Source organism: Citrobacter sp. Igbk 17 (assembly GCF_028069775.1).
In the GTDB taxonomy this organism is placed as follows: Bacteria; Pseudomonadota; Gammaproteobacteria; order Enterobacterales; family Enterobacteriaceae; genus Citrobacter.
On the sequence record NZ_JANEWI010000004.1, the window covers coordinates 40,068 to 61,153 of the forward strand.

Annotated in this window: 24 protein-coding genes; 5 read left to right on the plus strand and 19 right to left on the minus strand. The window is 52.3% G+C overall.

The features are described 5' to 3' along the window. Window positions 1-45: 45 nt before the first annotated feature. The 3 genes from yfcD to yfcF are packed head-to-tail and all read right to left on the minus strand — an operon-like array spanning window position 46 to window position 1,908. Window positions 46-600: an NUDIX hydrolase YfcD gene (gene yfcD / locus NNO08_RS03565; RefSeq protein ID WP_048211064.1), complete on the minus strand. Its 555-nt coding sequence runs from the start codon at window positions 598-600 to the stop codon at window positions 46-48. A gap of 56 nt (window positions 601-656) precedes the next feature. Then, window positions 657-1,208, minus strand: a complete 552-nt coding sequence (gene yfcE, locus NNO08_RS03570) for a phosphodiesterase (RefSeq protein WP_271440250.1) — start codon at window positions 1,206-1,208, stop codon at window positions 657-659. Between the two features lie 55 nt (window positions 1,209-1,263). Further along, a complete protein-coding gene (yfcF, locus tag NNO08_RS03575) occupies window positions 1,264-1,908 on the minus strand; it encodes a glutathione transferase (RefSeq protein WP_271440249.1) in 645 nt (214 codons plus the stop codon). Between the two features lie 134 nt (window positions 1,909-2,042). Between yfcF and yfcG the strand changes: the two genes are divergently transcribed. The 4 genes from yfcG (at window position 2,043) to NNO08_RS03595 (ending at window position 4,595) form a co-directional block, all read left to right on the plus strand. Further along, a complete protein-coding gene (gene yfcG, locus NNO08_RS03580) occupies window positions 2,043-2,678 on the plus strand; it encodes a GSH-dependent disulfide bond oxidoreductase (RefSeq protein ID WP_271454968.1) in 636 nt (211 codons plus the stop codon). A 54-nt stretch (window positions 2,679-2,732) separates the two neighbouring features. Then, window positions 2,733-3,095 (plus strand): dihydroneopterin triphosphate 2'-epimerase, encoded by a 363-nt coding sequence (gene folX / locus NNO08_RS03585; protein WP_271456203.1) that lies wholly within the window; start codon window positions 2,733-2,735, stop codon window positions 3,093-3,095. Between the two features lie 19 nt (window positions 3,096-3,114). Beyond that, complete coding sequence (locus tag NNO08_RS03590) at window positions 3,115-4,008, plus strand: TIGR01777 family oxidoreductase (RefSeq protein WP_271456204.1); 894 nt, start codon at window positions 3,115-3,117, stop codon at window positions 4,006-4,008. Between the two features lie 71 nt (window positions 4,009-4,079). Continuing rightward, window positions 4,080-4,595 carry a GNAT family N-acetyltransferase gene (locus NNO08_RS03595; RefSeq protein WP_271440247.1) on the plus strand — a complete coding sequence of 172 codons (516 nt, stop codon included), beginning with the start codon at window positions 4,080-4,082 and terminating at the stop codon, window positions 4,593-4,595. A gap of 33 nt (window positions 4,596-4,628) precedes the next feature. Here NNO08_RS03595 and hisP read toward each other — a convergent pair whose 3' ends face one another. The 15 genes from hisP to pdxB all read right to left on the minus strand — a co-directional run bounded on the left by hisP (window position 4,629) and on the right by pdxB (window position 18,767). Beyond that, complete coding sequence (hisP, locus tag NNO08_RS03600; protein ID WP_271440246.1) at window positions 4,629-5,402, minus strand: histidine ABC transporter ATP-binding protein HisP; 774 nt, start codon at window positions 5,400-5,402, stop codon at window positions 4,629-4,631. A gap of 13 nt (window positions 5,403-5,415) precedes the next feature. Continuing rightward, window positions 5,416-6,123: a histidine ABC transporter permease HisM gene (gene hisM / locus NNO08_RS03605; protein ID WP_271440245.1), complete on the minus strand. Its 708-nt coding sequence runs from the start codon at window positions 6,121-6,123 to the stop codon at window positions 5,416-5,418. Continuing rightward, window positions 6,120-6,806, minus strand: a complete 687-nt coding sequence (locus NNO08_RS03610; RefSeq protein WP_271440244.1) for a histidine ABC transporter permease HisQ — start codon at window positions 6,804-6,806, stop codon at window positions 6,120-6,122. Before NNO08_RS03610 ends, hisM begins: the two co-directional genes overlap by 4 nt. Before the next feature lie 186 nt (window positions 6,807-6,992). Beyond that, entirely contained in the window at window positions 6,993-7,775 is a 783-nt protein-coding gene (gene hisJ, locus NNO08_RS03615; protein ID WP_271456205.1) for a histidine ABC transporter substrate-binding protein HisJ, read from the minus strand. Between the two features lie 247 nt (window positions 7,776-8,022). After that, entirely contained in the window at window positions 8,023-8,805 is a 783-nt protein-coding gene (gene argT / locus NNO08_RS03620; RefSeq protein ID WP_271440243.1) for a lysine/arginine/ornithine ABC transporter substrate-binding protein ArgT, read from the minus strand. 287 nt (window positions 8,806-9,092) lie between these two features. Then, a complete protein-coding gene (locus tag NNO08_RS03625; RefSeq protein ID WP_271456206.1) occupies window positions 9,093-9,662 on the minus strand; it encodes a UbiX family flavin prenyltransferase in 570 nt (189 codons plus the stop codon). 95 nt (window positions 9,663-9,757) lie between these two features. Further along, window positions 9,758-11,275 carry an amidophosphoribosyltransferase gene (gene purF / locus NNO08_RS03630; RefSeq protein WP_137384176.1) on the minus strand — a complete coding sequence of 506 codons (1,518 nt, stop codon included), beginning with the start codon at window positions 11,273-11,275 and terminating at the stop codon, window positions 9,758-9,760. A gap of 33 nt (window positions 11,276-11,308) precedes the next feature. Further along, window positions 11,309-11,797 carry a colicin V production protein gene (gene cvpA / locus NNO08_RS03635; RefSeq protein ID WP_005129678.1) on the minus strand — a complete coding sequence of 163 codons (489 nt, stop codon included), beginning with the start codon at window positions 11,795-11,797 and terminating at the stop codon, window positions 11,309-11,311. Window positions 11,798-11,999: 202 nt separating this feature from the next. Continuing rightward, window positions 12,000-12,662, minus strand: coding sequence for a cell division protein DedD (gene dedD / locus NNO08_RS03640; protein WP_271440241.1), 663 nt, complete (start codon window positions 12,660-12,662; stop codon window positions 12,000-12,002). Beyond that, window positions 12,652-13,920 (minus strand): bifunctional tetrahydrofolate synthase/dihydrofolate synthase, encoded by a 1,269-nt coding sequence (gene folC / locus NNO08_RS03645; RefSeq protein ID WP_271456207.1) that lies wholly within the window; start codon window positions 13,918-13,920, stop codon window positions 12,652-12,654. The genes dedD and folC overlap by 11 nt, the downstream gene beginning before the upstream one ends. Window positions 13,921-13,989: 69 nt before the next feature. After that, window positions 13,990-14,904, minus strand: a complete 915-nt coding sequence (gene accD / locus NNO08_RS03650) for an acetyl-CoA carboxylase, carboxyltransferase subunit beta (protein WP_137384179.1) — start codon at window positions 14,902-14,904, stop codon at window positions 13,990-13,992. 149 nt (window positions 14,905-15,053) lie between these two features. Continuing rightward, window positions 15,054-15,713: a DedA family protein gene (locus NNO08_RS03655; protein ID WP_003028140.1), complete on the minus strand. Its 660-nt coding sequence runs from the start codon at window positions 15,711-15,713 to the stop codon at window positions 15,054-15,056. 24 nt (window positions 15,714-15,737) lie between these two features. Further along, the gene (gene truA, locus NNO08_RS03660; RefSeq protein WP_271454958.1) at window positions 15,738-16,550 is read right to left on the minus strand and encodes a tRNA pseudouridine(38-40) synthase TruA; all 813 of its coding nucleotides are present in this window, start codon (window positions 16,548-16,550) and stop codon (window positions 15,738-15,740) included. Continuing rightward, window positions 16,550-17,563, minus strand: a complete 1,014-nt coding sequence (locus NNO08_RS03665) for an aspartate-semialdehyde dehydrogenase (RefSeq protein WP_271456208.1) — start codon at window positions 17,561-17,563, stop codon at window positions 16,550-16,552. Before NNO08_RS03665 ends, truA begins: the two co-directional genes overlap by 1 nt. 67 nt (window positions 17,564-17,630) lie before the next feature. After that, on the minus strand, window positions 17,631-18,767 hold the full coding sequence (pdxB, locus tag NNO08_RS03670) for a 4-phosphoerythronate dehydrogenase PdxB (RefSeq protein WP_271456209.1): 1,137 nt from the start codon (window positions 18,765-18,767) through the stop codon (window positions 17,631-17,633). Between the two features lie 108 nt (window positions 18,768-18,875). Between pdxB and flk the strand changes: the two genes are divergently transcribed. Next, window positions 18,876-19,883, plus strand: a complete 1,008-nt coding sequence (gene flk / locus NNO08_RS03675) for a flagella biosynthesis regulator Flk (protein WP_271456252.1) — start codon at window positions 18,876-18,878, stop codon at window positions 19,881-19,883. On the opposite strand, the gene NNO08_RS03680 is transcribed toward flk, so the two are convergent. Continuing rightward, window positions 19,880-21,058, minus strand: coding sequence for an MFS transporter (locus NNO08_RS03680; protein WP_271440236.1), 1,179 nt, complete (start codon window positions 21,056-21,058; stop codon window positions 19,880-19,882). The genes flk and NNO08_RS03680 overlap by 4 nt on opposite strands. Window positions 21,059-21,086: the final 28 nt, after the last annotated feature.

Below are 21,086 nucleotides of genomic sequence, written 5' to 3' on the forward strand. Positions count from 1 at the left end.
CTACAACGAGTCCCGATCCGTCATCCAGGATCGGTGGCGCTGAGTTTACTCAGCTTCTTCGTGTTTTTCGGCTTTCGCACTTTCATTCTTGGCATTGCGTGTCATCCACAGCGCCAGTGCTTTCAGTGAGTCCGGTGTAAATTCATCACAGCGCGCGGTAATTTCTTCCGGCGTCAGCCAGCACACTTCACTAATCTCTTCTTCCTGCAGCGCAAACGGTCCGTGAGAAACGCAGCTAAACAGCCCGCCCCAGACGCGACAGTTCTGGTCTTCAAAATAAAACTGACCGTGCTCGGCAAACGGGACACCGGCAATGCCCAATTCTTCTTCCGCTTCACGACGCGCGGAGTCCAGAAGCTGCTCATCAGCCTGCACAACCCCCCCCGCGGTAGCATCCAGCATACCGGGCATAAAGTCCTTTGTCTCAGTGCGACGTTGAACCAGAATTTTACCCATACCATCGTGTACAACGATATACGTTGCACGGTGGCGCAAGCATTGTGCCCGCATTTGTTCCCGGCTGGATTGTGCGATGACTTCATTGTCTTCATTCACAATATCCACCCATTCAGTACTTGCCAAACGACGCTGTTCCACCATCAGGAAACCTTCTTTTTTCTAGCGCTCTTACGGCGCGTTTACGTTTGTGGGGTAAATTACGGATTAATCTCGACCTGCGCAATAATACTTTGATCATTGAGTGCCATCACGCTGAGAACATTATCATCCAGAATCCCGTAGCTTGCCGTAAATCCCCCTTTCGGGATGCTTACCGAACCTGGATTAAACTGGTAGATATCCCCACGTCGCTCTGCCACCGGCAAATGCGTATGCCCATAAACCAGCACATCGCCGGCGTTGAGCGGTGGTAAGTTATCCGGACCAAAAAGATGTCCGTGCGTCAGAAAGAGTCGCTGGCTGTCAGTCAGAATTTGCTGCCACGGCGCGGTTATTGGAAAATGCAGGAGCATCTGATCCACTTCGCTGTCGCAATTTCCACGCACTGCAATTATCCGCGACGCTTGCTCATTCAAACGCTCGGCGACCTGTGCTGGCGCGTAGCCCTCTGGCAACGCATTACGCGGCCCATGGTTCAATACATCGCCCAGTATCACCAGCCATTGCGCACCACTTTGGGTAAACCGTTCAAGTACGCATTCCGTAGCCGGCAACGAACCATGAATGTCCGATGCGAACATCAGTTTCATCACTCACCCCTCGTTGAAAAATACCTTTCAATGATACTGGATTACGCCCCTACTTTCAGCAGGAACGCTTCGCTGAAAGCGCGATAAAACGTTGTACCGAAGCGCGCTGCCACTGGAAGGTGGCATACTCCGCGAGCTGTTCTGGTACATCATCGCCATTCAGAACCAATCGATTAAGCATTAGCGCCAAATCGCTGTCTGCGATACACCATTCACCAAACAAATTCTGCTTACCTTGCGCCAGTAAACTGCCCGCCGTGGCAAACAATTTTTCCGCACTGGCCCTTCCTGCTTCCGTCAACGGACCTTTCTTCACGCCACCAAAAACCACATCCGTCGAACGCTCTTCCCGGATAGGCATCAGATCGCTACGGAGCCAGGCCTGAACCTGGCGGGCACGAGCCCGTTTTTGTAGATCGTGCGGATAAATACGCTCCCATTGCGGTGGAGCGAAACGCTCTTCCAGGAACTCGGCAATCGCCGAGGATTCACTCAGTTCAAAACCGTCAATGTCCAGAACCGGTACACGACGCGTCAGCGCATACCCTTGCCATGAAGGTTGCAAGTGTTCACCACTATTGAGGTCGACAGTTTTCAGCGTAAAAGGCAGCCCTTTCTCTTGCAGAGCGACATAAACAGACAGCACATAAGGGGAGAAAAAATTGGCATCTGACCACAGCGTAATTGCAGGTTTGCTCATAATGTCCTCTGAAGTGTATTGGCTTGCTTTCAAAATATAGAGTCTTTCTCTCGCTGTCACTTGATGAAAACTCACGCACGTCAGCAGCTTCTATACTTGTAGTGACCCGGTTCATGACAAAACGGACGCTGAAAATGATCGACCTCTACTACACTCCATCGCCAAACGGGCACAAAATCACACTGTTTCTCGAAGAGACACAGTTAAAGTACCGCCTGATACATGTAGATATCAGCAGAGGCAGCCAGTTCCGCCCTGACTTTTTGCAGATTTCACCGAATAATAAAATTCCGGCCATCATCGACTGCGCCCCGGAGGATGGTGGAAAACCCATTAGCCTGTTTGAGTCTGGTGAGATTTTACTCTACCTGGCGGAAAAGAGCGGTAAGCTACTCAGCGGTGAATTACGCGAGCGCCACACCACGCTGCAGTGGCTCTTCTGGCAGGTTAGCGGACTTGGGCCAATGCTGGGACAAAATCATCACTTCAGCCACTTCGCACCGCAGACCATCCCCTACGCTATTGAACGGTATCAGGTGGAAACCCAGCGACTGTACAACGTCATGAATAAACGTCTGGAAATATCACCCTGGCTGGGTGGCGATCATTACAGCATTGCCGACATTGCCTGCTGGCCGTGGATTAATCTCCACCAGCGCCAGCGTATCGACCTCGACAACTATCCGGCGGTCAATAACTGGTACGAACGAATCCGTACTCGTCCCGCAACAGAACGGGCGATGCAGCAAGCGCAGAGCGAGAAAAGTTAACGCGATTCGGTTCTCGTGTATCATGAAAAGGTTCATACATGGAGGAAACCTGCAATGTCACAACCTGACGCAATTATTCGTATAAAAAGCCTTCGTCTGCGCACTTTTATCGGCATTAAAGAAGAAGAGATCCTGAACCGACAGGATATCGTCATCAATATTGCCATCCACTATCCCGCAGACAAAGCCCGGACCAGTGAAGATATCAACGACGCGCTGAATTATCGCACCATCACCAAGAGCATCATTTCGCACGTTGAGAGTAACCGCTTCTCATTGTTGGAAAAATTAACGCAAGATGTGCTCGATATCGCACGCGAACATCACTGGGTCACTTATGCTGAAGTGGAGATCGATAAACTTCACGCATTGCGTTACGCCGACTCCGTTTCCATGACATTGAGCTGGCAGCGCTAAACGTAACCCGGGAGGCGACATGCAGATTCTGATTACCGGCGGTACTGGCCTGATTGGACGTCATTTGATCCCCTGCCTGCTGGAACTGGGGCATCAGATTACCGTAGTGACACGTACTCCTGATAAGGCTCGTCAGATTCTGGACTCCCGGGTCACGCTATGGAAAGGGCTGGAAGAGCAGCAAAACCTCGATGGCATTGATGCTGTCATCAATCTTGCCGGAGAACCTATCGCTGACAAACGCTGGAGCGCTGAGCAAAAAGAGCGTTTGTGCCAGAGCCGCTGGGGGATTACGCAGAAACTGGTCGATTTAATCAAGGTCAGCGACACGCCGCCTGCCGTACTCATCTCTGGTTCCGCTACGGGATACTACGGCGATCTGGGTGAAGTCGTTGTGACGGAAGAAGAACCGCCACACAATGAATTCACCCATAAGTTGTGCGCCCGGTGGGAACAGATCGCCAGCGCTGCGCAAAGCGACAGAACGCGCGTATGTTTGCTGCGTACTGGCGTTGTATTGGCCTCTACGGGCGGGATCCTCGCTAAGATGGTCCCACCGTTTCGTCTGGGGCTTGGCGGTCCTATCGGCAATGGGCGTCAATACCTGGCCTGGATCCATATTGACGATATGGTCAATGGGATTATCTGGCTGCTGGATAACGATCTGCGCGGTCCCTTCAACATGGTTTCGCCGTACCCGGTTCGCAATGAGCAGTTTGCCCATGCGCTGGGTCATGCCCTGAATCGCCCGGCGATCCTGCGCGTTCCAGCGGCCGCTATGCGGCTGCTGATGGGCGAATCCTCGGTGCTGGTCCTCGGGGGTCAGCGTGCGTTGCCCAAACGCCTGGAAGCGGCCGGTTTTGCGTTTCGTTGGTACGATTTGGAAGAAGCGCTGGCCGATGTCATCCGATAATGTCTGATATCCCTTCACTGTTGCCATTGTGGTGGTATGGTTAAAAAACCGAATACCACGATGGCGACGTTATGGCGATAATATCAACACCCCGACTTACCCTCTCTTTGTACCAACTCGCTGACTGGCCTTTTTTCCAGCGGCTACGAGAAAATCCTGACGTCATGCGTTTCATGGGGGATATCGCCCCAACCAAAGATACTCGCCTGCTCTTCGCCAGACGCCTTTCCGCTCGACATACCTTTGTTATCCGTGAGCACAACAACACGGCGCAACTGGGTGATATTGGCTTACAGATAAGCCATCTTTATCCTCAGGAAGCGGATATTGGCTATGCCATCACGCCGCGGGCGCAAGGAAAAGGTATTGCCAGCGAAGCCGTACGTGCCGTGTGCGATTATGCCTTTCAACAGGCTGGCGTAACGGCGATAAATGCCTATGTATTAGCTGGGAATACCGGATCGATACGCATTCTGGAAAAAACAGGATTTACACGCACTCAGGTGCTTGAAAAAGCCTATGAAGTGAACGGCATAGCGCATGACGACTGGGTTTATCGTCTGGAGTACAGCGCGTTAAAACGGTAGGCCCGGCAAGCGTAGTGCCTCCGGGCAACTCAATTACTTCAGCGATCCTTTAAGGAACTGCTGTAAACGCGGGCTTTGTGGGTTCCCGAACACCTGCTCCGGATTGCCCTCTTCTTCTATTTTTCCCTGATGCAGGAAAATAACGTGTGAGGAAACGTGGCGGGCAAACCCCATTTCATGCGTCACGACCACCATGGTTTTCCCTTCCTCAGCCAGTTGTTGCATGATGCGCAGCACTTCGCCGACCAGCTCTGGGTCTAGCGCCGAGGTGGGTTCATCAAACAGCAGAACTTCCGGCTCCATCGCCAGCGCACGGGCAATTGACACACGCTGCTGCTGACCGCCGGACAGATGCACCGGGTATTTCCCCTGCGCGCGCTCATCAATACCGACTTTGGCCAGATACTTCACCGCACGCTCGCGGGCTTCATGCTTGCTCAGCCCCAGCACCTGGATAGGTGCTTCCATGACGTTTTCCAGCACCGTCATGTGACTCCACAGGTTGAAGTGCTGAAAAACCATCGTCAGTCGCGTACGTAACAGACGCAGCTGATTTTTATCTGCAACCTTCAACTGACCGTCTTTGTCGCGTACCAGACCAATATTCTGACCGCTAACCACAATCGTTCCGGCGCTCGGTTTTTCCAGAAAGTTAATGCAGCGCAGGAAGGTACTTTTACCTGAACCTGACGAACCAATAATGCTGATAACATCACCCGCATTGGCCTGCAGCGATACCCCTTTCAGCACTTCATGTTCGCCGTAGTGCTTATGTAAATCGATAACGTTTAATTTATTCTCAGGCATCGTGTTACTCGAACTATTTAGAGGATACATGCTGCAACCAGCGTTTTTCCGCTTTACGGAACAAACTGATCAGGACATACGAAATCATCAAATACAGTACAGCGGCAATACCGAATGCGGTAAATGGCTGGTAGGTTGCCGAGTTGATGTCACGGGCGATTTTCAACAAATCCGGCACCGTCGCAGTAAACGCCAGCGCCGTGGAATGCAGCATTAAAATGACTTCGTTGCTGTATGCCGGTAACGCGATACGCAGTGCGGAAGGCAAGATAATGCAGCGGTACAGTTTGAAGGAAGAGAAACCGTAAGCTCGTGCGGCTTCAATCTCGCCATGCGGCACGGAACGGATGGCCCCGGCAAAAATCTCCGTCGTGTAGGCACAGGTATTCAGCGTCAGCGCCAGTACGGTACAGTTCAGCCCGCTGCGGAAAAACGCGTTGAGAAAATCTGTCCCTTTCACAATCTCCAGCGTATACATGCCGGAATAAAACACCAACAACTGAACATACAGCGGCGTTCCACGAAAAATATAGGTGAACAACCAGATAGGAAACTGGATAAATTTATTGCTTGATACACGACCAATCGCCAAAAACAGTGCCAGAATCCCGCCCATCACCACCGATGAGATCAGCAACCACAATGTGATCGCCACGCCGGTAAAGCGATAGCCGTCAGTCCACAACAGGGATTTCCAGTACTCCTGAATAATTTCAATCACAGGTCAGCCCTCTTCACACCCACGGAGTAGCGGCGCTCAAGGTACAGCAGCACACCATTAGACACGGTGGTAAACACCAGATAGATGACCCCACATACCACGGCAAAATAGAACGGCTCCCAGGTGCTTTTTCCGGCAAGCTGAGTGGCTTTCACCACATCTTCAAGTCCAAGCAGTGACACCAGCGCCGTGGCCTTCAGAATAACCTGCCAGTTGTTGCCAATCCCCGGCAAGGCAAAGCGCATCATTGCCGGAAACATAATGCGGCGAAAAATTTGCGAACGGGTAAAACCGAATGCCGTCGCCGCTTCAATATGACCTTTCGGTACTGCCATAAACGCGCCACGGAAGGTTTCCGTAAAATAGGCTCCGTAGATAAATCCGAGCGTAATAATCCCTGCAACCATCGGATCGATATCAATCTGACTGATACCCACTGCGTCGGTAATCGTATTCAGCGCGATTTGTAATCCGTAGAAAATGAGCAGCATTAAGACGAGATCGGGAACCCCGCGGATAAGCGTGGTGTACCCTTCGAAAATAAGCTCCATTGCCCGGTTTTGCGAAAGCTTCGCTGCCGCGCCAACAAGGCCTATCATGACCGCCAGCACTACCGAGCTGAGAGCCAGCTCCAGCGTAACAATCGCGCCCTGTAAAATAACACCTGAAAAGCCATACAACATGCTGCCTGTCCTGTCGTGTGTGGTGGAGTAATAAGCCTCTTTTGATTTCAGACTAACCGTTAAATGCCGGATGGCGGCTTTGCCTTATTCGGCCTACACAATCACCGTAGGCCTGATAAGCGCAGCGCCATCAGGCATAAATTCAACGCGTTAAAAATCTACGGGCTTTATCAGCACCTGCGGTGATTAACCGCCGTAAACATCAAAATCGAAATACTTTTTCGCCAGCTTCTCGTAAGTACCGTCAGCACGCATCTCTGCAAATGCTTTATTCAGTGCTTCGCGCAGTTCATTATCGTCTTTGCGCAGCCCCATACCGGTACCGACGCCGAACAGTTTCTCGTCTTTCACTGACGGGCCGCCGAATTTGTAATCTTTACCTACTGGCTGCTTCAGGAAGCCTTCGCTGGCCGCGACTTCATCCTGGAATGCGGCATCAATACGCCCGGCAGTCAGGTCAGAATAGATATTGTCTTGCCCCTGATAAGAGACGATTTCAATGCCTTTTGGCGCCCAGTGTTCGTTACCGAACGTTTCCTGAGTCGTGCCCTGCAGCACACCGACACGCTTACCTTTCAGAGACTCGATGGTCGGCTGAATAGCGGAATCTTTAGCAACCACCAGACGAGAGTCTGCTGCATAAAGCTTGTCGGTAAAGGCAATCTCTTGCTGACGTTTTTCAGTAATGGAAAGCGACGATATGATGGCATCGATCTTCTTCGCTTTTAACGAAGGGATCAGCGCATCCAGCGGGTTTTCCACGAAGGTACATTGTGTATTGATGCGTTTGCAGAGCTCTTTAGCCAGATCGATATCAAAACCGACCAATTCACCCTGTGCATTTTTCGATTCGAACGGTGCATAAGTAGGATCTGTACCGATACGAATTTTTTGCGGGATGGCCGCAAATGCTGCGGTAGCACTGGAGAAAGCCAGAACCAGAGAAAGAGACAACACCAGTTTTTTCATAACTATCCTCAACAGACTGTCTTTTATAGGGGATCTTTACAGGACCAGGTGCAGTTATCGTGCCATTAATCAGGCCGACAAGGCAAAGCATTCTACCTTGTCAGCGGTATTTATTTGCATGAAAAGCGCTTAAGTATGCAATCATGCTTATTAAGACCACGATAAAAGCACCAAAACAGTGCACTGAAATCATTATGCACCGTAATGGTTAACCCCTATGGTGCAGTTAATTCCCCGTTTCAGCGTATCAATCGCCGTAGACATTAAAGTTAAAATACTTACTCGCCATTTTGTCGTAGGTACCATCTTTACGCAGTTCGCCCAGCGCTTTATCAAACGCCGCTTTCAGCTCGACATCGTCTTTGCGTAAACCAATCCCGGTCCCGTCGCCAAAGTATTTTTTATCTTTTACTGAAGGACCGGCAAACGCGTAATCTTTACCTGCAGGTTGTTTCAGGAAACCTTCGCTGGCTGCGACTTCGTCCTGCAATGCCGCATCCAGACGGCCCGCCGTCAAGTCAGAATAGATCAGATCCTGGTTCGCATAGGCCACAACATCCACGCCTTTGCTGCGCCAGTTATCATTGGCATAGGCTTCCTGCGTCGAACCTTGCAGTACGCCAACATGTTTACCCTTGAGTGAATCCAGAGTCGGTTGAATTGGGGAGCCTTTCGCCGCGATCAGACGTGAATCTGCTGCGTAAAGTTTGTTTGAGAAAGCAATTTCTTGCTGGCGTTTCTCGGTGATGGAAAGCGAAGAGATGATGGCATCAATTTTTTTCGCTTTCAGCGACGGGATCAGCGCATCAAAATCACTGGCGACCCAGGTACATTTGATCTGCATACGTTTACACATCTCATTTCCCAGATCGATATCAAAACCGACAAAATCGCCTTTGGCATCTTTAGAGGAAAAAGGAGCGTACGTTGTATCTGTACCAATACGAACCGTCTGCGGAAGTGCTGCGTAGCTGGCCGCGGTGGCGGAGAGTCCTACCAGCAAAGACAAAGCAAGAACCGTCTTCTTCATACATAACCCTCAAGTGGCGTAATTTTATTATGTTTTACGTTGTGTTGTGTGTTTGCAGACTTTTTCATGCAGGTCTTATGCCATTTTCGCATCGATGAGGATATTCGACGTTAAATATGTTAATAAAACGTTGCAATATTGTCCTGATTTTGAAGATAGCAGGTCTGACGGTTGAACCGCAGCGTTTCGTTGCGTTTTAACGAATTAAATGTTGAGGATATGATCGCGGTTACAAAATTGCCCTGAAACAGGGCAACGGATGTTTCTTTGCACGCTGATGGAACGGCTTACGCCCCTTGCCAGCGAGTGAACAGGTCCTGCGGAAGAGTGATATCAAACTGATCAAGTACGCGATTAACCGTTTGATTAATCACATCATCAAGCGTCTGTGGCCGATGATAGAAGGCGGGAACGGGTGGCATAATCACCGCGCCAATTTCTGCCGCCTGAGTCATCAGACGCAAGTGCCCGAGATGCAGCGGAGTCTCACGTACACACAGCACCAGCGGACGGCGTTCTTTCAGCACCACATCTGCCGCACGGGTAAGCAGTCCATCTGTGTAGCTGTGAACAATACCTGAAAGCGTTTTAATTGAGCATGGCAGGATAACCATTCCCGCCGTCTGGAAAGAGCCAGATGAAATGCTGGCGGCAATATCACGCGTATCGTGTGTCACATTCGCCAGCGCCTGTACGTCACGCACAGAAAGGTCCGTTTCCAGCGCCAGCGTCTGTCGCGCCGCCTGACTCATCACCAGATGGGTTTCCACATCGGTAACGTCACGCAAAACCTGCAGCAGGCGCACGCCGTAAATTGCCCCGCTTGCGCCAGAAATACCAATGATGAGTCGTTTCATGTTTAATCGCCCTTGCTTGCTCAGGGCCGACTTTGCAGGAATTTACGGTGAGTTGCAAGCAAGGGTGCAGGTTGCCCCTTGCTTGCGATCAAACGTTAACCTTCGTTGTGCATCTCAAGATTTTCCGCTTCGTTCTGGCGCAATACCGCTTTGGCATCGTCATTACGCAAAGAGTCCAGGAAATCGAGATACTGCTGGTCAACATCTTTAGTGACATAGACGCCATTAAACACGGAGCATTCAAACTGCTGAATATCCGGGTTCTCAGCACGCACAGCATCGATCAGATCGTTCAGATCCTGGAAGATGAGCCCATCCGCGCCAATGATTTGGCGGATCTCGTCTACTTCACGACCATGAGCAATCAGCTCCGTCGCTGTTGGCATGTCAATGCCATAAACGTTAGGGAAGCGAATCTCCGGTGCGGCAGAGGCCAGATAAACCTTCTTCGCGCCAGCTTCACGCGCCATTTCGATAATCTGTTCTGAAGTCGTTCCACGCACGATGGAATCATCAACCAGCAGTACATTTTTATCACGGAACTCAGCGCGGTTGGCATTCAGCTTACGGCGCACGGATTTACGGCGCAGCTGCTGACCCGGCATGATAAAGGTACGCCCCACATAGCGGTTTTTCACAAACCCCTGACGATATGGCTTACCGAGGATCCGGGCAATTTCCAGCGCGATATCACAAGAGGTTTCAGGAATGGGGATCACCACGTCGATATCCAGGTCTTCCCACTCACGGGCAATTTTTTCGCCAAGCTTTGTTCCCATATTCACACGGGCGCTGTAGACGGAAATCTTGTCGATGAAGGAGTCAGGACGCGCGAAGTAAACATATTCAAACAGGCATGGGTTGCTGACCGGATTATCGGCACACTGGCGGGTAAACAACTGGCCTTTTTCGGTAATATACACCGCTTCACCAGGAGCAACATCACGCAGGAATTCAAAGCCCAGCGTATCCAGCGCCACGCTCTCAGACGCCACCATGTACTCGGTACGGCCGTCGCCGATATCGCGTTTGCCCAGCACCAGCGGGCGGATACCATTAGGATCGCGAAACGCCACCATACCGTGACCGATAATCATCGCCACACAGGCATAGGCACCACGGATCTGACGGTTGGTCGCTGCAATCGCGGCAAAAATATTGTCGGCTTCCAGCGGATAATGGCGGAAGTTATCCAGCTCGCTGGCGAAAATATTCAGCAGAATTTCTGAATCAGAAGTGGTATTGATGTGACGGCGCTTTTCTTCGAACAGCTTTTTACGCAGCTCATGCGCGTTGGTCAGGTTGCCGTTGTGGGCAAGCGTGATGCCATACGGTGAGTTGACATAAAAAGGTTGAGCTTCGGAGGCGCTGGAGCTGCCAGCCGTTGGGTAACGCACATGACCGATGCCCATATTGCCCTGCAAACGCTGCATATGGCGCGCTTCAAAAATATCGCTCACCATTCCGTTTGCTTTACGCAAACGGAAGCAGTTATTGGCATCAATGGTGATGATGCCTGCGGCATCCTGACCACGGTGCTGGAGCACCGTTAACGCGTCATAAATCGACTGGTTTACCGGCATAACACCGGCGATACCGACAATACCGCACATACGTCTTTTCCTCGTTCAGCAACGACCCAAAGTTTATACTTTGGGCAAGAAACTTGACGAGCTTTGCAGATAGTCAAAGAACCATCTGATGATGAAACTGAACTGCGGGATCAGCTGCGACTTACTCCAGTCTTCACTTTTCGACAGACCGGTAAATGTATCGAGAAAGAACAATATGGCGGCGACGATCAACGCCCCTCTCAGAGCACCGAAGCAGATCCCCAACACCCTGTCAGTACCCGACAGGCCTGTTTTCTCCACCAGCTGGCCTATCACAAAGTTAACGATAGCGCCGACGATAAGTGTCGCGATAAACAGTATCGCGATAGCAATCCCATTCCGAACCAGTTCGTCTTCAAAGCCCGTAAACCAGACAGACAGGTAAGTGTAGTAATGGCTGGCGACAAAGAAAGCACAACCCCAAGTCACCAACGATAATGCTTCACGTACAAAGCCACGGATCAGGCTAACCAGACAGGAAAAACCAATCACCGCGATAATGGCGTAATCAATCCAGACCATAAGTGTCCCACGATTTTACGCCCTGTCGTCCTGTTCGGGGCGCATTCTAACAGAAAAAGAAAACGTTTGCGTAGGGATTTCCTTTCCACGCGTAAATAAAAATGGCGCTGAAAAAATCTTCAACGCCATACGGTTTTATGCCTCTTCGGGCACTGCCGGATAGCGGTGTTAATACCGTATCCGACCGACATGAGACAGCCCCTTAATTAGGGGTATACCCCATCACAACCCCACTCAGGCCGGAGATTTTCTGCAGTTCCCCCAGCGAGTTTTTCAGCTTATCTCTGGACGCATCAGGCCCAACGAGAATTCGGGTTATTTTACCCTGTACCGGCGTTGACGGGGAAGTATATACCCGGAAGCCCGCACCACGTAACTTACCGACAATCTCATTGACCTTATCCGCATTTTTCAACGCACCAAGCTGCACAACGTAGGCTTTCCCGGTTGGTGCCGGCGCGTCTTCGACGACCGGTTTCGGTGCGGGTGCTGGAACGGGCGCCGGAGCAGCAGCAACAGGTTGCGGCTTCGGTTTAGGTTTTGGTGGCTCCACAGGCGCAGGGATAGGATCGAACTCTGCGTTGTTTGCTGCCGTCAAACGCGATGGATCCAACGACGGCGCGGCCGCATCACCGGCACGTACCTCTTCTGCGGCACCTTCCGGCGGTTGCGTTGGCAGTGCCTGCGTCGCCGCAGGCATCATGTCCGGTTCATCGCGATCGCCAGGTTTTGGTACCAGCGGGATCGCCGCAAACTCATCCTGATAATGTTTTTTCTGCCCGTCGAGCAGCCCGGGAAGCACAATCACCCCAAGCGCGACCAGCACAATCGTGCCAACTAATCGATTCTGAAACTTACTCGCCACCGCTTCTCCCCACGTCTAGTACTTCCATGACATGTGCGACAGTGTGAAACGATCCACACACCAACACGGTATCTTCTGGTTTTGCCGCGGCCAGGGCCGCAAGCCATGCCTGAGCCACGCTGTCATAGGCTTCGCCATTACCCAAGTGCTCCAGCAGTTGTTCTGCCGTTGCGCCACGCGGGCCTTCCAGAGGCGCACAATACCAATCGTCAACCACGCTTTTCAACCAGGCTAACGTACCGGCAATGTCTTTATCATGTAGCATACCGATAACCGCAAGTACGCGCCCACTTTTCACTAACTTTTTCAGACGTTCAGTCAAATATTCTGCCGCATGCGGATTATGAGCAACATCAAAAATCACCCGCGGTGACTCGCTCACAATCTGAAAACGCCCCGGTAAAATAGCCTGCTCGATACCTTCACGAATCGCCTGCTCGCTGACGTTAAGTCCGCTGGCTCTCAGTGCTGCCAGTGCGGTTGCGGCGTTAGGTTGCGGGACCTGCGGTAACGGCAGTTGCGTCAGCGTACCGTGGCTATCAGTGAATGACCAGTCGTTCTCTGTAGCCGAATAGCGCCAGTCCACACCACGGCGCTGCAGTATCGCCCCTGTCTCTTGCGCCACATCCGCGATGGTATAGGGCATTTCCGGTTCACCGACAATAGCCGGTTTCTCTGCACGGAAGATACCCGCCTTCTCGCGGCCAATGCTTTCGCGATCGGGCCCCAGCCAGTCAGTATGGTCAAGCGCAATGCTGGTGACCACCGCGACATCGGAATCGACGATATTGGTTGCGTCAAGACGGCCGCCTAAACCCACTTCCAGAATCACCACATCAAGCTGCGCCTGTTTAAACAGCCACAATGCTGACAGTGTGCCGTATTCAAAGTAGGTCAGGGAAATATCGCCGCGCGCCGCTTCAATCTCTGCAAACGAAGCGGTATGCGCAGATTCCGGCAACTCGCCCCCCTGCACGCGGACACGTTCTGTGTAGCGCACCAGGTGAGGAGAACTGTATACACCAACTTTATATCCGGCCGCGGTGAGCACGGACTCCAGCGTTCGGCAAGTCGTGCCTTTACCGTTGGTTCCCGCGACGGTAAAAACAAACGGCGCAGGTTTTAATACGCCCAGTTTTTGCGCCACCAGACTCACGCGTTCAAGACCTAAATCGATGGTTTTACTGTGCAGGTTTTCCAGATAAGAAAGCCACGAGGCCAGGGGCGACGTGGCTTGGGGAATACGTTTATTGTCCATGATGCCTGTAGATTCGTTACGTTGAGAAAAGCAAAAGGGCAGCGCCTGTGGCCCTGCCCTTTTCAGTTATCAGGCCTCTGATTCCTGATCGGGTACCGGAGGTACCACCTCACCTTCACGTGGTTCATCCGGATTCGGCGCGGGCAGATTCATCAGCTTCGCCAGAACACTTGCCAGTTTCAGACGCATTTCCGGGCGGCGTACGATCATATCGATAGCGCCTTTTTCAATCAGGAATTCACTACGCTGGAATCCCGGCGGCAGTTTCTCACGTACTGTCTGCTCGATAACACGCGGACCTGCAAAGCCGATCAGCGCTTTCGGCTCAGCAATGTTGAGATCGCCCAGCATCGCGAAGCTTGCAGAAACACCGCCCATGGTAGGGTCAGTCAGTACGGAAATGTACGGTAAACCGCGTTCCTGCATTTTTGCCAGCGCCGCAGATGTTTTTGCCATCTGCATCAGTGACATCAGCGCTTCCTGCATACGCGCTCCGCCAGACGCGGAGAAGCAGATCAGCGGGCAGTTGTCTTCCAGCGCCTGTTCAACCGCACGGACGAAACGCGCGCCGACGACAGAGCCCATGGAGCCGCCCATAAAAGCGAACTCGAATGCAGCTGCAACGACCGGCATGCCGTGAAGCGTACCCTTCATTACCACCAGCGCGTCTTTCTCACCGGTTTCTTTTTGCGCAGAAGCCAGTCTGTCTTTGTATTTTTTGGAATCACGAAACTTCAGCACATCTTTCGGCTCAAGCTCGCTACCCAGTTCCACAAGAGAACCTTCATCTAACAGGCTATGCAGGCGATTACGCGCCGACATGCGCATGTGATGGTCACACTTCGGACAGACCTCAAGATTACGTTCCAGCTCAGCACGGTATAAAACCTGACCGCAGCTATCACACTTGGTCCACACCCCTTCAGGAATGCTTGCCTTGCGGGTGGGAGTAATGTTGCTTTTAATTCGTTCAATCCAGCTCATTGGTGACCTTTCTGCCTGAACCCTAGTCAGCTTTGTTATAAGGGGCGCATAATGCCATTTTTGCCCCAAACAGACCATGAATGTTGCACATTAAAACATAACAGCCCGAAACTTTGGATAAAAAAGTGGTCGAACCGCTGAGTTACTTTCTATTTTGCAGCACGTGACGCAGCGCGCTTGTGGCGAATAACTTCAATTACGCCAGGCAATACCGAGAGGACGATAATCGCCACAATCAGTAATTTCAGGTTTTCCTGAACAATCGGCAGATCGCCAAACAAGTAGCCTGCATAGGTGAACAGCAATACCCACAGCAACGCGCCAACAACGTTATACATCGCAAAATGACGGTAGGACATGTGTCCCATACCCGCAACAAACGGTGCAAATGTACGCACAATAGGGACGAAACGTGCCAAAATAATCGTTTTGCCGCCATGACGCTCATAGAACGCATGGGTTTTATCCAGATAACTGCGGCGGAAAATTTTGGAATTTGGGTTGCTGAAGAGCTTCTCGCCAAACAACCGCCCGATGGTGTAGTTCACCGCATCGCCCACAATGGCCGCCACTATCATTAACGCCACCATCAGATGGACATTAAGATCGTTCGTTGGCAGTGCAGAAAGTGCACCGGCGACAAACAGCAGCGAATCTCCTGGCAGGAACGGCGTGACCACCAGTCCCGTTTCACAGAACAGAATCAAAAACAGAATAGCGTATACCCAGATACCGTATTCCGCGACCAGCTCCGCCAGGTGCACATCAATGTGCAGGATAAAATCGATGAGAAAGTAAATCAGATCCATAATTATGCCTTTATACGACTCAAATTAGTCCGCCAGAAATAGCGGGCCCATTGGCGGTTTTGGCAGATCAAATCGGTCAGGGTAATCCACCGCGACCAGATACAGACCTTCCGCCTTCGCCGTTGCTGCTGCTAACGTTCTGTCCTTTGCTGCTAACAGTTCTGCAATCCAGCTCTCCGGCTGGTTGTGGGCGCCTACTTCCATCAGGCTGCCGACAATATTCCTGACCATATGATGTACAAAGGCATTCGCTTTAATATCCACCACCACATAAGTGCCGAAACGCGTAACGTTTATATGCATCACATTACGCCACGGCGTGCGTGACTGACACTGCACTGCCCGAAACGAGGTAAAATCATTCTCGCCAATCAGGCACTGAGCCGCACGATGCATACGCTCAGCATCCAGCGGCTCATAGTAATGTGTCACGCCTTTACCCAAAACGGCGGGGCGCAACCGATGATTGTAGATGATGTAGCGATAACGGCGAGCCGTCGCGCTAAATCGGGCATGAAAATCATCCGGTACAGCTTTCACCCAGCGCACGGCAATGTCACCAGGTAAATTCGCATTTACCCCCAGCGTCCACGCCGCATCTTTACGTTGCGCGGTGGTTTCAAAATGCACCACCTGTCCCGTACCATGAACACCTGCATCCGTGCGGCCCGCACAAAATACAGTGATGCGTTCATTAGCAACCTGAGAGAGCGCTTTTTCCAGTTTTTCCTGAACGCTGCGCACTTCATTCTGGCGCTGCCAGCCATAATACTTGCTGCCGTCATACTCAATGCCCAGCGCAATTTTATGCGTTGACGGCTGTTGCAGGTCAGACATTAGTACAGGTACTCCTGCACCAGTTTTTCCGCAATTTTTACTGCCATCAATGCGCCGCCAAAGCGCACGTTATCCGCCACGGACCAGAACTGAACCTGCTCCGGCATACCATAGTCGTTATGTACGCAACCAATTGACAGGTGCGGTGTACCAGACGCATCGCCAACCTGGGTCGGGAAATCGGTCTCTTCTGACAGAACAATATCTTCACCACGAGAAAAGGCATCACGCGCCTCTTCTGCAGCCAGCGGGCGCAGCGCTTCAAAATTCACCATCTGCGCATGACCGTAGAACACCGGTGACTGCACGATGCTGGCTGAAATCAACAGACCATCATCTTGCATAATTTTACGGACTTCATCGACGATACGACGTTCTTCGCGCACACTGCCTTCGCGATCGGGCAACAGCGGCAGCATATTGAACGCCAGTTGGCGACCAAAGAAGTCATCCTCGTCAATCGGGATCCCGTTGAGCAATTTCGCACTTTGTCCGGCCAACGCGTCTACCGCTTTTTTACCGTGGGCAGAAGCCGAGATAATGTTGGTTACCGTAATCCGTGAAAGACCACCGTCATCGATCAGCGGTTTCAGCGCAGAAAGCAGTTGACTGGTCAGGCTGTTTGGCACCGCGATAACGTTGCGATTGCGGTAGTCCGCCAGTACAAATGGGTTAACGCCCGGGACGACCAGCGGAACGTCAGGTTCAAGCGCAAACAGGCCACTGCTGTCAATCACCAGACAACCGGCATTGGTTGCTTCTTCCACCCATGCCGCAGTGGCTTCAACTCCCGCAACAAAAAATGCCAGCTGTGCCTGGGTCCAGTCAAAGTCAGCGACATCCTGAACAATGACCGATTTACCGTTAAAACGCAGGTGTTCACCGGCACTTTCATTACGTGCCAGCGCATAGATTTCACCGACCGGGAACTGGCGTTCAGCCAGCGTATCGAGCAGGGCTTCGCCTACGGCGCCCGTTGCGCCCAGAATGGCAATATTCCAGCCTTCAGACATGGTGATTTACTCCAGAAATACATAAGCGTCCCTGTCGTATTATTCAACAGGGAGCATTAAGAAGACATTAATGTGCCGGATGATGAACGGCGTTAAAACCCAGCTTACACAACAGGGCTGCGGCAGCAGCGTCGTCACACATTACGTATAAAGACGACCACTCGCGACGTTCAAGATAATTCTTGCGCAGTTTATCAAATTCACCCGGAATTCCAGCGACTTTGCGCAGTGGCGCATCGTCGCGGCGCACATCATACACTAAATGAACCAGCCTTTTCAGTGTTGGCTGATCTAACGGACCATGCAAGGTAATACGGCCAAATTCCGGTGCGGGCAACAGCGTATTCAATGCAACGTGCTGCTCACGGCCAATAAATTTGCTATAGGCCTCAAAGACCTGCGTTGTCCCACGCGCTTTCCCTTCCAGGGTATAGCCGGCAATGTGTGCCGTACCAATGTCCGCTTTCTCCAGCAGCGCCACATTCAGATCCGGCTCGCCTTCCCAGACATCCAGCACGACGCTCAGCGACTGCCCGGCGTTGAGTCGGTTCAGTAAGGCGGAATTATCCACGACCGGTCCGCGGCAGGCATTAATCAGAATGGTTCCGGGCTTCAGGCGGCTAATCAGCGCCTCATCGGCCAGATGCAGCGTTTTGTACGGACCGTCTTTAAACAACGGCGTGTGGAAGGTCAACACATCTGCTTGTTCAACCAGTTCTTCCAGTGCGCGGAAATCGCCTTCGTCGCCCCGATCGGCACGCGGTGGATCGCACAGCAAGGTGCGGATCCCTAATGCTTCCAGTCGCGCCTGTAAACGCCCTCCCACATTACCTACACCAACAATACCGACCGTACGGTCACGTAACGTAAAACCATCGCGCTCAGCCAGCATCAGCAGTGCAGAGAAGACATATTCCACTACCGCAATCGCATTGCAGCCGGGAGCCGCTGAAAAACCAATGCCTGACTGCGCAAGCCAGGCATCATCCACATGATCAGTGCCTGCCGTTGCCGTACCGACAAACTTTACCGGTTTTCCACTGAGTAGCGATGCGTTTACTTTCGTCACCGAGCGCACCATTAAGGCATCCGCATCATCCAGTTCTGCGACGGGAATCGGGCGACCGGGAACCGCTTTGACCTCCCCCAAACGACTGAACAGTTCGCGGGCATAGGGCATATTTTCATCAACGAGGATTTTCACGTCTTTCTCACCTGTTTGAGAACGAGAGTTAACCGGGCAAGTGTGCCATAATCTCGCCGCCAGGCATACTGCGAGACCTGGTTAGCACAGATTTAAGGAACAGAGATGATGCAGCCCATTTCAGGTATGCCCGCACGCCCTCCCGGTGAAGGCCAAAACCCTCCTTCCGTTGCCGGTGAACAGCCACTGTCCACGCAGCAGCGTACCGTGCTGGAACGATTGATTACCCGTTTGATTTCGCTTACCCAACAGCAAAGCGCTGAGGTGTGGGCTGGAATGAAGCACGATTTGGGCGTTAAAAGCGATTCGCCGCTGCAGTCACGTCACTTCCCTGCCGCTGAGCAAAACCTGAATCAGCGTCTGGGGGTTGCTCAGCAGAATCATGCTAACCGTCAGGTTCTGTCGCAGCTCACTGAATTATTGAGTCAGGGAAATAACCGCCAGGCGGTGAGTGATTTTATCCGTCAGCAGTACGGGCAAACGGCGCTCAGCCAGCTCACGCCTGAGCAGTTGAAGAACGTTCTCACCTTGTTGCAACAAGGGCAGCTTTCAATTCCGCAGCCGCAGCAGCGGCCGGCAACCGATCGCCCTTTATTACCCGCCGAGCACAATACGTTGAATCAGTTGGTCACTAAGCTGGCTGCCGCCACGGGAGAGTCGGGGAAAATGATCTGGCAGTCCATGCTGGAACTGTCTGGTGTAAAAAGCGGCGAGCTGATCCCGGCAAAACAGTTCACCCATCTGGTGACATGGCTGCAGGCGCGCCAGACCCTCAGCCTGCAAAATGCGCCGACGCTGCAAACGCTGCAGGCGGCGCTAAAACAGCCGCTGGAACCAAATGAGCTAACAACCATAAAAGAGTATGCGCAGCAAACGTACCAGATCCAGCCGCAAACGATCCTGACAGCGGTACAAGTGCAGGACTTGCTGAATCAAATTTTCCTGCGCCGCGTGGAACGTGACCGGGAGCAGGAATTAAACGATCCGCGTCATCTTCAACCCATTTTCAGCCCGTTCGCGCCGGTGATTGAAACGGTAAAAACACTGTCGGCACGACCAGGGCTGATGTTTGTCGCCTTGCTGGTAGCATTAGCCCTGTTCTGGTTGCTTGCTTAACCTTTTCGCAGAGTCAGCAGCGTCACGAAAATGCCCACTACAGCGGAAATCGCCCCGGCAAGGAATACCGAGGAGTAACCGTACGCAGTGGCCAGAACCCCGGCGACAGGACCGCTTATGCCGTAGGAGATATCCTGAAATGCGGCGTAACCGCCGAGAGCCGTACCACGAACCTGGGCAGGCACTCGCTTCACGACCTCCACGCCCAGCGCCGGGAAGATCAGCGAACACCCGGCACCGGTTAATGCGGCTCCCAGCAGTGCAATCCAGGCGGATGGAGCCTGCCACAGTAAAATCAGGCCCGCAGTTTCAACCAGCAAAGAGACAACCGCGACCTTCACCCCGCCAAACCTGTCTGGCATCCAGCCAAACAGAATACGCATCAGCACAAACGCGCTACCAAACGCAGTCAGGGTAAACCCTGCCATCGTCCAGCCATTGCTGACAAAGTAGAGCGAAATAAAAGTACCGATTACCGCAAAACCAACGCCCTGCAGCGCCAGGCCCAGACCCGGTTTCCAGATAAGCCCCACCACGCTCCACAAGGAAGGACGCTCTCCTGCATGGGCAGGGACTTTACGGACGGTACCGTTGAACGCCCATGCCAACAGCGGTAATACCATCGTGGTACCTGCCAACGCCGCGAAGCCAAAATGGCTGTGGATCAGCAGCCCCAGCGGTGCACCGGCCGCCAGCGCGCCGTAAATCGCCATTCCGTTCCACGACATCACCTTACCGGAGCGTGTTGGCCCGACCAGCCCAAGCCCCCAGGTCAGCGTGCCGGTGAGCAGTTGGCTTTCACCAAAACCGAGAATTAAACGTCCGACAATCAACAACGCAAACTTCACCGGAACGGAAACGGGCAAAAGCGCCGCTAGCAACCACGCTGCACCCGCCAGCGCACAGGCAAACATCCCCTGCAGCGCCGAGCGCTTGGCGCCATACTGATCGGCTAACCTACCGGCATAACCACGTGTTAATACCGTTGCCAGAAACTGGATGCCCACAGCGATACCGACCATGGTATTGCCATAGCCCAGCTCCTGGTGCACAAACAGAGGAATAACGGGCAAAGGTAAACCGACCGTCATATAGGTCAGGAAAACCGCAAAAGCGATACGAAACAGCGAAAAATTCGCCGAAGGTGTTTTTTCTTGTTGGGTTACAGCTGTCATGCGTTACTCCAAAATGCAGAGTAAGGCG